Origin of the sequence: Ideonella sp. B508-1 (assembly GCF_000333615.1) — a bacterium.
Taxonomy (GTDB): Bacteria; Pseudomonadota; Gammaproteobacteria; order Burkholderiales; family Burkholderiaceae_C; genus Ideonella.
Genome location: NZ_BADL01000226.1, coordinates 1 through 11,798, shown reverse-complemented (window position 1 = coordinate 11,798; position 11,798 = coordinate 1). Strand labels below are relative to the sequence as shown.

At 72.0% G+C, this 11,798-nt stretch carries 8 protein-coding genes; 2 read left to right on the top strand and 6 right to left on the bottom strand.

The features are described from left to right. Positions 1-14 precede the first annotated feature (14 nt). Complete coding sequence (locus tag I73_RS27150) at positions 15-356, bottom strand: MarR family winged helix-turn-helix transcriptional regulator (RefSeq protein ID WP_083876668.1); 342 nt, start codon at positions 354-356, stop codon at positions 15-17. 55 nt (positions 357-411) lie between these two features. Here I73_RS27150 and I73_RS27145 point away from each other — a divergent pair, with 55 nt between their 5' ends. Both I73_RS27145 and I73_RS09725 read left to right on the top strand, forming a co-directional pair. Then, positions 412-1,830, top strand: coding sequence for a chloride channel protein (locus tag I73_RS27145; RefSeq protein WP_083876667.1), 1,419 nt, complete (start codon positions 412-414; stop codon positions 1,828-1,830). A gap of 106 nt (positions 1,831-1,936) precedes the next feature. Further along, positions 1,937-3,049 carry a VIT1/CCC1 transporter family protein gene (locus tag I73_RS09725; RefSeq protein ID WP_022980434.1) on the top strand — a complete coding sequence of 371 codons (1,113 nt, stop codon included), beginning with the start codon at positions 1,937-1,939 and terminating at the stop codon, positions 3,047-3,049. On the opposite strand, the gene I73_RS27140 is transcribed toward I73_RS09725, so the two are convergent. The 5 genes from I73_RS27140 to imuA form a co-directional block, all read right to left on the bottom strand. After that, the gene (locus I73_RS27140) at positions 3,010-4,305 is read right to left on the bottom strand and encodes a sodium:proton antiporter (protein ID WP_022980433.1); all 1,296 of its coding nucleotides are present in this window, start codon (positions 4,303-4,305) and stop codon (positions 3,010-3,012) included. The genes I73_RS09725 and I73_RS27140 overlap by 40 nt on opposite strands. Positions 4,306-4,400: 95 nt before the next feature. Then, positions 4,401-6,155 (bottom strand): methyl-accepting chemotaxis protein, encoded by a 1,755-nt coding sequence (locus tag I73_RS34585; RefSeq protein ID WP_022980432.1) that lies wholly within the window; start codon positions 6,153-6,155, stop codon positions 4,401-4,403. Positions 6,156-6,333: 178 nt separating this feature from the next. Next, complete coding sequence (locus I73_RS09710; protein WP_022980431.1) at positions 6,334-9,501, bottom strand: error-prone DNA polymerase; 3,168 nt, start codon at positions 9,499-9,501, stop codon at positions 6,334-6,336. A gap of 11 nt (positions 9,502-9,512) precedes the next feature. Beyond that, positions 9,513-10,925: a DNA polymerase Y family protein gene (locus tag I73_RS09705; protein WP_026096530.1), complete on the bottom strand. Its 1,413-nt coding sequence runs from the start codon at positions 10,923-10,925 to the stop codon at positions 9,513-9,515. Beyond that, positions 10,882-11,697 (bottom strand): translesion DNA synthesis-associated protein ImuA, encoded by an 816-nt coding sequence (gene imuA / locus I73_RS09700; RefSeq protein WP_022980429.1) that lies wholly within the window; start codon positions 11,695-11,697, stop codon positions 10,882-10,884. The genes I73_RS09705 and imuA overlap by 44 nt, the downstream gene beginning before the upstream one ends. Positions 11,698-11,798 lie beyond the last annotated feature (101 nt).

Sequence of the window (11,798 nt, the reverse complement as noted above, 5' to 3'; positions counted from 1 at the left end):
CCGGCGGCACAGGCTCACTCCACCGCCCGACGGTCGCGCTCGGCCCGGCTGGTGGCCACCAGCCCACGGTCGACCAGCGCCCGCACCAGGTTGCTGGCGGTGGACTGGCGGATGTCCAGGGCCTTGGCCAGCTCATTCACGCCGATGCCCGGCCGTGCCTGGATCACGCTCAGCGCCCACACCTGCGCGCCGCCCACGCCCACCTGGCGCTCGACCTGCTGGAAATGGGTCTTGACCGCGTTGAAGACCTGGCGGAAACGGCGCAGCACGCGGGCCGCAGGTTCGTCGAGCACAGTGGCTTCGGGCCGTTCTTCCAGTGCCAGGTCGTCCGAAACATTGGTACAAGGATTTACCATCGCGGCATGATAGTTTGTGTGATTGGCGGGCCGAACCCCCGCCGGATTGGCTGAGATGCGGTGGTCTCTGCGCCTGAGGGCGATTCTGCACCGCGAGCTGGGTCAGCTGGACCTCTGGCGCAGCCGGGCGGTGGTGCTGGCCTACGCGGTGCTCACCGGTCTGAGCATCGTGTGGTTTGCGCGCACCACCGAGTGGGCCCTGGGCCAGTTCTTCAGCCTGCGCCTGGCGGCCTGGTGGAGCCCGCTGGTCTGGACACCCTTGTCCACAGCCGCCATCGTCTGGATCACCCGGCGCTGGGTGCCCGGTGCGGCGGGCTCGGGCATCCCGCAGGTGATGGCGGCGCTGGACCCCCAGGTCGAGCGCTCGCAACGCGGGCTCTATGTCTCGCTGAAACTGGCCCTGGGCAAGTACCTGCTGGCCTCCTGGGGCTTCCTGGCCGGCCTGTCCCTGGGCCGCGAGGGCCCGTCCGTGCAGGTGGGCGCCGGCATCATGCACAACGCCCGGCACTGGTTGCCGCAGCGCGGCCTGGTGTCCGAGCACGGCCTGCTGGTGGCCGGTGGCGCGGCGGGCATCGCGGCGGCCTTCAACACCCCGCTGGCCGGCGTGATGTTCGCCATCGAGGAGCTCTCGCGCCGCCCCGAGCAGCGCAACAGCGGCCTGATCATCGCCGCCATCGTGCTGGCCGGTCTGATGGGTGTGTCGATGCAGGGCAATGAGAGCTATTTCGGCATCATCCGGGTGGACGAGTTCCGCGCCGACCTGTGGTGGCCGGCCCTGCTGCTGGCCCTGGCCTGCGGCCTGGCGGGCGGGCTGTTCTCGCGCCTGATGATCCACTCGCTGGGAGGCCAGGAGAATGACCGCTTCAGCCGCTGGCGCCGGCGCCAGCCGGTGGTCTTTGCCGGCGCCTGCGGTCTGCTGATCGCGCTGATCGGCGTCGCCAACCAGGGCATCACCTTCGGCAGCGGCTACAGCCACTCGCAGGCCATGCTGGCGGGTGAGGCCGGCATCCCGGCCGTCTATGTGCTGTTCATGTTCCTGACCACCTGGCTGACCGCCTGGTCCGGCGTGCCGGGCGGCATCTTCGCCCCTTCGCTGGCCATCGGGGGGGCGCTGGGCAACGACATCGCCCTGCTCACCGGCAATCCGCAGGTCCCGGCCCTGATCGCGCTGGGCATGACCGGCTTTCTGGCCGCCGCCACCCAGGCGCCCCTCACGGCCTTCATCATCGTGATGGAGATGGTCAACGGCCACGCCATGGTGCTCAGCCTGATGGCCTGCGCTCTGGTGGCCAGCGGGGTCTCGCGCATTCTGAGCCGGCCGCTGTACGGCACACTGGCCGAGTTCCAGCTGCAGCGTCTGCCCGGACGTTCGACGGCCGTGGCGGCCCCGGCGGCCGAGGCGGCCGAGGCGGCCGAGGCGGCGACCGACAAAAAAACGGAGCCCGTTGAGGGCCCCGGAATCAGTCACTCCTGAGACAGCTGGCGGCTGCTGACACCGCCAGTTGTTCCGGCCAATTGTATCGGTACAAAGATAACCCCACCGGACACGCATGCGCCCCCCACCGCCCCTGTCAAAGTCTGTGCTGGCCCGCTACCGTGGCAACTGGCAGAGTGAGATCGACAGCGCGGCCATCTACCGCGCCATGGCGGCGGCCGAGCCGCAGGCCGACCTGGCGGCGCTGTACCGCCGCCTGGCCCAGGCCGAGGAGGGCCATGCGCTGTTCTGGCAGCGGCGGCTGGAGCAGGCCCTGGGTCACCCGCTGCAGCCCCGGACCAGCACGCGGGCCCGGGTGCTGATCTGGCTGGCCCGGCGCCTGGGCGCCAATGCCGTGCTGCCCACCGTCATGTCCCAGGAAGCGGACAACCGCGGCAGCTACGACGGCCAGGCCGAGACGCGCAGCACCGCCATGCCGGCCCAGGAGCGCTCGCACGCGCGGCTGCTGGCCCACCTGGCGAGCCGGGCCCGCCACGGCTGGAACGGCAGCCGCTACGCGCAGCTGGAAGGCCGGCATGGTGCGAGCGACGGCAACGCCCTGCGCGCCGCCGTGCTGGGCGCCAACGACGGGCTGGTGTCCACCTTCTGCCTGCTGATGGGGGCCGCGGGCGCGCAGTTCTCGGGCTCGGCGCTGCTGACCACGGCATTGGCGGGAGCGCTGGCCGGGGCCGGCTCCATGGCCATGGGCGAATGGATCTCGGTGCAGAGCGCCCGCGAGCTGTATGCCCGGCAGATCGCCGCCGAGGCCGATGAACTGGAACAGGCGCCCGAGGAGGAGCGCGAAGAACTGGCGCTGATCTACCAGGCCAAGGGCTTCAGCGCGGAGGAGGCCCAGGCCATTTCGCACCGGGTGATGGGCCAGCACGGCAGCGCGCTGGACACCCTGGTGCGCGAGGAGCTGGGCATCAACCCCGATGAGCTCGGCGGCTCGCCGTGGGCCGCCGCCGGCACGTCCTTCGTCGTGTTCCTGCTGGGCGCCGCCGTGCCGGCCCTGCCGCTGCTGGTGCTCTCGGGCCCGCGGGCCGTGCCGGCCTGCGTGGCCGCCAGCGGGCTGGGGCTGCTGCTGATCGGCATGGGCATCACGTTGTTCACCGGCGGCAGTGCCTGGCGCGGCGGGCTGCGGCAGCTGGTCATCGGGGCGGCCGCCGCCGCGCTGACCTACGGCGCAGGCCGCTGGCTGGCCACCGGGCTGGGCTGAGGCAGCTCCAGCGGCTTGGCTTCGGACACGCCGACGCGGCGGGCGATGCGCCCGACCGTCAGGCCCTGCACCAGGATCGAGAAGACCACCACGCAGTAGGTCAGGGACAGCACCACCTCGCGGCTGTGCCCGGCCGGCAGCGACAGCGCCAGGGCCACCGACACGCCGCCGCGCACCCCCGCCCAGGTCAGCACCCGCCAGGTGCCCGAAGGCAGGGCCATCGTCAGGCGCAGCAGCGTCATCAGCATGGCCACGCTCAGGCCGCGGGCCATCAGGGTGATGAGGATGGTCAGCGCCGCGGCCACCAGGATGCCGCCGCTGAAGTGCACCCGGATCACCTCCAGGCCGATCAACACGAACAGCAGGGTGTTGAGGATGCCGTCCACCAGGCGCCAGAAGCGCGAAAGATGGTCCTGGGTCTCGGCCGGGAAGTCGGGGTCGGAACGGCTGCGCGTGCCCACCACCATGCCCACCACCACCATGGCCAGGGGGCCGGAAAAGTCCAGTTCTTCCACCAGGCCGTAGCCGCCCATCACGGTGGCCAGGGTCAGCAGCACCTCCACCTGGTAACTCTGCACGTCCCGGAGCATGCGGTAGAGCACATGCCCCATCAGCAGGCCCATCAGGATGCCGCCGCCGCCCTCGCGGGCCAGCTGGCTCAGGGCTTCGGCCGCGGTGGGCCAGTCACCCGTCTTCACCATCGACAGGGCCAGGGCGAACAGCACCACGCCCACCGCGTCGTTGAACAGCGACTCGCCAGCGATGATGGCTTCCATGGTGCGCGGCACGCCGGCCGACTTCAGGATGCTGCCCACGGCCACCGCGTCGGTGGGCGAGATGAGGGCGCCGAACACCAGGCAGTACGGCAGCGACAGGCGGATGCCCACCATGGGCAGCAGCTTCCACAAGGCCAGCCCCACCAGCAGCGCGCTGAGCACCGTGCCCACCACCGTCAGTGCGACGATGGGCTTCTGGTAGCGGCGCAATTCACCCAGCTTGAACTGCAGGCCCCCGGCAAAGAGCAGCACCGCCAGCATGCCGCGCATCAAGACGCCGGGGAAGTCGATGGAGGCCACCATGGCCGCCTGGTAACGACGCGGCGCGCTCCAGCCCAGGTAGTCCAGGCCGATGAGCGCGCCGGAAATGGCCAGCGCCACGGACATGACGCCGATGGTGGTGGGCAGGCCGATGAAGCGGTGGTTGATGTAGGCGAAGACGGCCGTGATGACCAGGCACCAGACGGTGATTTCAAGCATGGCGCGGGGGATGCATGACGCGGTGCAGCAACACAGCGTCCTACGGTACCACCGCGGCGGAGAAGTTCCCCCCGCTCCGATGCTTCACACCCGGGTCAGAAGCTTTCCCAGTCCTCGGACGCGCCGGCCGAGGCCACGGCCTCCTCGCGGGCCGGGGCTGGCTTCTGCGCGGCCGGGGCCGGCGACGGCGCCTTGGCCGCCGCAGCCCGGGGCTTGGCAGGCGCTGCCACCGGCTTGGCCGGCTGGGCGCGCGCGGGGACCGCATTGGCGTGGGCCGAGTGCGCCGAGTGGGCCGGGCCGGCATTCAAGCGGAACACCGCCACCGCCTCGACCAGATGGCGGGCCTGGTTCTTCAGGCTGTCGGCCGCGGCGGCGCTTTCTTCCACCAAGGCGGCGTTCTGCTGGGTGGCCTGGTCCATCTGGCTGACGGCCTCGCCCACCTGGGACACGCCGTTGCTCTGCTCGGAACTGGCCGAGGAGATCTCGCCGACGATGTCGCTGACACGGCGGATGGAGGTGACGATCTCGCCCATGGTCTGGCCCGCCCGGTCGACCAGGGCCGTGCCCTTCTCGACCTGCTCGACGCTGCGGCCGATCAGGGCCTTGATCTCGCGGGCCGCATCGGCGCTGCGCTGGGCCAGGGCCCGCACCTCACCGGCCACCACCGCAAAGCCGCGGCCCTGTTCCCCGGCACGGGCGGCTTCCACCGCCGCATTCAGGGCCAGGATGTTGGTCTGGAAGGCGATGCCGTCGATCACCCCGATGATGTCGCCGATCTTGCGGCTGCTCTCGTTGATCTCCTGCATGGTGGTCACCACCTGGCCGACCACCTCGCCCCCCTGGATGGCCACATTGGAGGCGCCCTGGGCCAGCTGGCTGGCCTGCCGGGCGCTGTCGGCGTTGTGGCGCACGGTGGAACCCAGCTCCTCCATGGTGGCGGCGGTTTCCTCCAGGGCGCTGGCCTGTTCCTCGGTGCGGCTGGAGAGATCCAGGTTGCCCTGGGCGATCTCCGAGCTGGCCGTGGCAATGCTCTCGGCGTTCTGGCGCACGGTGGACACCACGCCCACCAGGCTGGTCTGCATGCGGTCCAGGGCCTGCAGCAGCATGGCGGTCTCGTCGCGGCCTTCGGTGTGGATGCGGCTGGTCAGGTCGCCCTGGGCGACGGTGGCAGCCAGGTCCACGGCCTGCTGGATCGGGGTGGTGATCGAGCGGGTGATGACCCAGGCGGCGCCGATGGACAGGAGCAGCACGCCTGCGGAGATGGCAAGAATGGTTTCGATCACCTGCGTCACCGTGGACTTGGCCTGCGCGCTGTTCTGCAGCAACAGTCCCTTCTGGAAGTCGCCCATCTGGGCCAAGGTGGCCTCGAAATGTCGCTGTTTATCACGCGCGGACGTCATCATCAGCTTGGCGCTCTGCTCTGTCTGCCCAGCGCGCAGTTGCGCAATGGCCTGCTCTCTGGCGCTGCTCCAGTCAGTGCGGGCCTGCTCCATGGCTTGGAACAAGGCCTGCCCCTTGGGCGTATTGACCATCGCTTTGAGCTTGCTCATGCGCTCGGCGTTGTCGCTGGCCCCTTGCGCAACCTGCTTCAGGATGTCTTCCATGCCTTGCTGGTTTCCGACGTAGGCAAACAGCGCTGCGCCGCGAAGACCTCGCACCTGCATGTCGAGGCTGTACTGGATGGCGCCCGTCAGCTCCACTTTGGGATAGCGATCATCCACGACCTGCGCGACAGCCCCATCGATGCGCTGGAGCATCATCCACGCGCTGGCGGCCAGCACGGCGATCATCAGGCTGATGAGTCCGAAGGCCAGGCCCAGGCGCTGACCGATCTTGAGGTTCTTGAACATCGTGTCTCCCCCGCAGGGTCTCTTTGAAAGCAGACGACGACCCGTAGCGGACCGTCAGTATTGACTGACTACCTATCGGTCTTTGCCGATAGGGCTTGAGTCTGTGGAGTGAGCGACACGTTGAAATGGTGAAAAAGAACCCTCAATTCGGCGCATCTCGTGACGAATGCCGCAGCCGTCAGCGGAAATCCCGGCTGCGCGCGGTCGGTGCCAGCCGGCCCAGCCAGGCCGTCAGGTCCTCGGCATGGCCGACGATGAGGTTGCAGACCTCGCCCTCGCGCTGCCAGGTGCCGGCCAGGCCCAGCAGCCGGGCCGACACCAGCACGGTGCGGAAGCGCTCGTAGACCCGCGGCCAGCAGATGGCCTGGACCAGGCCGGTCTCGTCTTCCAGCGTGATGAACAGGGTGCCGCTGGCGGTGGGCGGGCGCTGGCGCATGGTGACGATGCCGGCATGGCGCACCAGCCGGCCCTGCGGACAGGCCCGCAGGGCCTCGGCAGTGAGCAGGCGGCGGCGCTGCAGCTGCGGGCGCAGCAGTTCCAGCGGGTGGCGGCGCAGGGTCAGGCCGGTGCTCTGGTAGTCGGCCACGATCTCCTCGCCCTCGGGGGCGGCCGGCAGGGCCAGCGGCGCCTCGTCCACCGGTGCGCCGCGCAGCAGGGCCGGGGCGCGGCGCAGGCCGGCGGCCTCCCACATCTGCTGGCGGCGGTGGCCGGCCAGCGAGCGCAGCGCATCGGCCGCCGCCAGGTGGCGCAGATCGGCCTGCTCCAGGCCGGCGCGGCGGGCCAGGTCCTGGGCGTCCAGGAATGGCCCGGCGGCGCGGGCCTGGGCAATGCGCTGGGCCGCGGCCGTCGACAGCCCGGCCACCAGGCGCAGGCCCAGGCGCACCGCCGGGGGCGGCTCGCCCGCTTTCAGCGGAGCCGGCGCGGGCCCGTCCAGCGCGCTGTCCACCCCGCTGTGCTGCACGTCCACCGGCCACACCGTCACCTGGTGGCGCCGGGCGTCCTGCACCAGCTGGGCCGGACTGTAGAAGCCCATGGGCTGGGAATTGAGCAGGCCCACCAGGAACTCCGCCGGGTAATGGCATTTGAGCCAGGCGCTGGCATAGACCAGCAGGGCGAAGGAGGCCGCGTGGCTTTCCGGAAAGCCGTAGTCGCTGAAGCCCTGGATCTGCTTGAACACGCCCTCGGCAAAGTCCTGCTCATAGCCACGCGCCACCATGCCGCCCACCAGGCGGTCGTGGTACTTCTCCAGCCCGCCCTTGCGCTTCCAGGCGGCCATGGCGCGGCGCAGGCCATCGGCCTCGCCGGCGCTGAAGCCGGCGGCCACCATGGCGATCTGCATGCACTGTTCCTGGAAGATGGGCACGCCCAGGGTGCGCGCCAGCGCCACCTTCAGCTCCTCGCGCGGGTACGTCACGGGCACCTTGCCCTGGCGCCGGTCCAGGTAGGGGTGCACCGCCCCGCCCTGGATGGGGCCGGGCCGCACCAGGGCCACCTCGATCACCAGGTCGTAATAGCGCCGGGGCCGCAGCCGCGGCAGCATGCTCATCTGCGCCCGGCTCTCGATCTGGAACACGCCCACCGTGTCGGCCCGGCTGATCATGTCGTAGGTGGGGTCGTCGCCCTCGGGCACCTGGTAGAGCGCGAGGGTCCGCCCTTCCCGCTGGCCCACCATGGCCAGCGTCTTGCGCAGCGCGCTCAGCATGCCCAGGGCCAGCACGTCCACCTTCATCAGGCCCAGCGCGTCCAGGTCGTCCTTGTCCCACTGGATGACGGTGCGGTCTTTCATGCTGGCGTTCTCGATGGGCACCATGCGCGAGAGCCGGCCGGCCGTCAGCACAAAGCCCCCCGTGTGCTGGGACAGGTGGCGCGGAAAGCCCTGCAGCTGGGTGGCCAGCTGCAGCAGCTGCTGCACCGCCAGCGCGTCCGGGTCCAGGCCGGTCTCGGCCACCCGATTGGCGTCGGGGCCGCGGGTCTCCCAGCCGCGGTGGGCGCTGGAGAGGGCATCCAACTGCTCGGGCGTGAAGCCCAGGGCCTTGCCCACGTCGCGCAGCGCGCTGCGTGGCTGGTAGCTGATGACGGCCGCGGTCAGGGCGGCGCGCTCGCGGCCGTACTTGCGGTAGAGGTACTGGATGACCTCCTCGCGCCGCTCGTGCTCGAAGTCCACATCGATGTCCGGCGGCTCGTTGCGCTCCTTGGAGATGAAACGCTCGAACAGGGCGGTGAGCCGCTCGGGCCCGACCGCGGTGATGCCCAGGCAGTAGCAGACCAGGCTGTTGGCCGCGCTGCCCCGGCCCTGGCAGAGGATGCCGCGGCCGCGGGCGAACTGCACGATGTCGGCCACCGTCAGGAAGTAGTGCTCGTAGTGCAGATCGTCGATCAGGGCCAGTTCGTGCGCGATCTGGGCCCGTTCCTTCTCGGGCACCCCATGGGGCCAGCGCTCGGCCGCGCCGGCCCAGGTCAGCGTGCGCAGGTGGCTGGCCGCCGTCTCGCCCGGGGGGATGAACTCGTCGGGATAGTGGTAGCTCAGTTCGTCCAGCGAGAAGTGACAGCGGGCGGCCACCACCAGGGTCTGGGCCAGCAGCGCAGGCGGGTAGACCTGGGCCAGACGCAGCCGGGTGCGCAGGTGGCGCTCGGCATTGGGCTGCAGGTCCAGGCCGCAGGCGGTCAGCGGCCGGCGCAGGCGGATGGCGGTCAGCACATCCTGCAGCGGCTTGCGCGAGCGCACGTGGAAGTGCACGTCCCCGCAGGCCACGCAGGGGATGGCACTGGCCGCCGACACCGCCTGCAGCCGCTCCAGCCAGCGCTCGTCGTCCAGCGCGCGCAGCAGGCTCACGCCCCACCAGCAGCGGCCGGTGAAGTGGCGCAGCAGCCAGCGCGCCAGGTCCTGCAGGGCCGCGTCGTCCAGGTCACGCTCCGGCAGGGCCAGCACCACGCAGCCGGCCAGGGCCTCGCCGTCGATCAGTTCCTGCGTCAACCGGTACTGGCCCTTGACCAGGCTGGCCCGCCGCAGCCGGGTGATGAACTCGCACAGCTGACCCCAGCCCAGCAGGTCAGCCGCCAGCACGACCAGGGTGAAGCGGGTCTGGCCGGCCTCGTCCGTCACCCGGAAGCGGCTGCCCACCTGCAGCTGCAGGCCGCTGGCCTGCACCGCCGGGTCGCGGCAGGCCACATGGGCCCGCACCACGCCGGCCACCGAGCACTCGTCGGTGATGGCCAGGGCGCGGTAGCCCAGCGCGGCGGCGCGCTGGACCAGTTCCTCCGGGTGGCTGGCGCCCTGCAGAAAGCTGTAGTTGCTGACACAGCACAGCTCGGCGTAGTCGGGCAGCGGCGGGCGGGGTTCGGCCATCGCGCCTCCCCTCAAGCGAAGTGGCCGTGCAGGAACCAGGCCTCGCCGGCCTCGCCCTCCAGCCGCGTCTGGAAGACCCAGAGCACGCCGGCCCGCTCGCTCCAGGCCACCCAGTAGTCGCGCGCCACCGCGTGCGAGACCACGACGCCGGTGGCGCCCTCGGGCGCCGTGGCCGCGGCCCCCGGCGGCAGCGGCGCCGTGCTGCGGTGCCACCAGCCGCTCTCCACCCGCTGCGGGCCCAGCAGCAGCAAGAGAGGCTGGCCCTGGTGCACCGGCCGGTGCTGACGCAGGCCCAGGCGCTGCGGGGCCGGCAGCAGAAAGGCCGGCTGCGGCAGCGTAGCCAGGCGCGCCCCACTGCGCGGCAGGGGCTGGTCCAGCGGCTGCCAGCCCTGCATCCATTCGGGCCGGTGGTCCTCGCAGGCCCGCGGGCGGCAGACGCGCTCGGCCCCCAGGCGGGCGGCCACCTGCTCCAGCACCTCGTCCAGGGCACGGGCCTGCTGGCGGGCGTCGGGCCAGAGCTGGCCGCTGGGCGGCGCCAGGGCCTGCACCTCGTCGGCCGTCAGGCGCAGCGCCGCCGCGGGCGCGGCCAGCGTGACCCGGGCCAGGTGCTCGGCCAGCAGCCGGGCCAGGTGTTCGGCCTGGCGGGCCGGCTGGGCGGTGCGCACGGTCAGCGCGCCACCGGGGGCCACGTCGCGGGCGCGCATGGAGTCGTGCTCCCAGGCCAGGGTGAAGGCCAGCACCCCGGCATGGCGGGCCTGCAGCCAGCCGCAGAGCTGCAGCAGCAGGCGCTGCGCCCCGGCCAGCAGGGCCGGGGCCTGCTCCACGCGAAAGGCCAGTTCCAGCCGGGCGCTGAAGGTCTCGGGCAGGGTGAGCCAGGAGTGGGCCTCGGGCAGCGTCCCGTAAGCCTGGTCCAGCGCGGCCAGCAGGCCGGCCTCGAAGCGGCGGGACAGACCGCCGCGCGGCAGGCGGCGCACCTCACCCAGCCGGTGGCAGCCCATCAGGTGCAGGGTGTCGGCGTGCGGGCGCAGGCCGTCCAGCGTCTCCAGCGGCAGCGGGTCCAGGGCATCGGCCAGCGGCTGCTGAAGGCCGGGCACCCGGGTCGGATCGGACCCGGCTCCCTCGCCGCCATCGGCCCACGCGGCCTGTGCATGCTGGCGGGCCAGCGCCTGGGCCGCGCTGGCGGTGCTGGCCCAGGCCACGCCGGTGGCGCCAAGTTGGCGGCCTTCTCGGGCCAGGCGGCTCAGCAGCGCGGCCTGGCCGCCGAACAGGCGCTGGCTGGCGCCCAATTCCAGGCGCAGGACCTCGCCGCAGCGGGCCACCCGCGGCGTGAACTGCAAGGCCCAGCAGGCGGGCCCCTGCAGGTCGGCCGCGGGCGCGCCCTCAGCGGGCGCCGGCCAGCACAGGGCGGCCCAAAGCGTCTGCATGGGCATCTGCATCGGCCTCCTCCCGCACCACCACGGGCTGCGGCAGCGCACTGCGACGGGCTGCCAGCCAGCGCCGCGGCTGCAGCAGGCGGCTGGGCAGCACCGCGCCCAGGGAGCCGGGCACCGAAGGCAGGCTGACCTCACCCTCGTGCACTGGCCCGCGTCGCTTGAACACCTGCACCTGCAGCGCCCAGTCCAGGTCCACCCGGGCCTGCAGGCGCAGGGGGGCGGCCGAGGATTCCTGCCGCGCCGCCAGTGGCCGGCAGGCAAAGACCAGGGCCTCGCTGCCCAGGGCGTTGACCTGCAGGCGGCGGATCTGCTCGGGTCGGGCCTGGGGCAGCCAGGCCAGCACCAGGGCGGCGGCCTGGGCGCGCAGCAGTTGCTCGGTGCACCAGAGCCGCTCGGCCGTGGTCTGCGCCTGCACCCAGACCAGGGCCGAGGCCGGCAGCCCGCACTGGGCCAGGCCCGGCAGATGCGGCACCTGGGGCGGCCCCACCAGCACGACGGGTCGCCCCTCGGCCGCCAGGGCCCGGGCCACCGGCCCCATCAGCCGCCACTCCAGCAGGGCCGGCTGGGGCTGCAGCAGCTCGGTCAGGGCGCCGCAGGGCCAGCCGCCGCCGGGCAGCTCGGCATCCAGCGCGGCGTGGCCGCTGGGGCGCACCGCGCCCCGCGGCCCCGTCCAGGCCCGGGCCGGCCAAACCCGGCCCGCCACCTCGGGCGGCAGGGACAGGGGCGCGGCAGCGGCGCGCACGTGGACATCGGAGACAGGCATGGCGGCAGAAGACAGGGCACGGGAAGATACTGTACATCCATACAGTCATCGTGGCCATGCCGGCCGACCCGTAGCCCGGGATCAGGGGAGCGGCGCCGTGC

Coding starts and splice junctions, on each gene's coding strand:
- imuA (WP_022980429.1), bottom strand. CDS start 11,697: ATGCCTGTCTCCGATGTCCACGTGCGCGCCGCTGCCGCGCCCCTGTCC.
- I73_RS09705 (WP_026096530.1), bottom strand. CDS start 10,925: ATGCAGACGCTTTGGGCCGCCCTGTGCTGGCCGGCGCCCGCTGAGGGC.
- I73_RS27140 (WP_022980433.1), bottom strand. CDS start 4,305: ATGCTTGAAATCACCGTCTGGTGCCTGGTCATCACGGCCGTCTTCGCC.
- I73_RS27150 (WP_083876668.1), bottom strand. CDS start 356: ATGGTAAATCCTTGTACCAATGTTTCGGACGACCTGGCACTGGAAGAA.
- I73_RS09710 (WP_022980431.1), bottom strand. CDS start 9,501: ATGGCCGAACCCCGCCCGCCGCTGCCCGACTACGCCGAGCTGTGCTGT.
- I73_RS27145 (WP_083876667.1), top strand. CDS start 412: ATGCGGTGGTCTCTGCGCCTGAGGGCGATTCTGCACCGCGAGCTGGGT.
- I73_RS34585 (WP_022980432.1), bottom strand. CDS start 6,155: ATGTTCAAGAACCTCAAGATCGGTCAGCGCCTGGGCCTGGCCTTCGGA.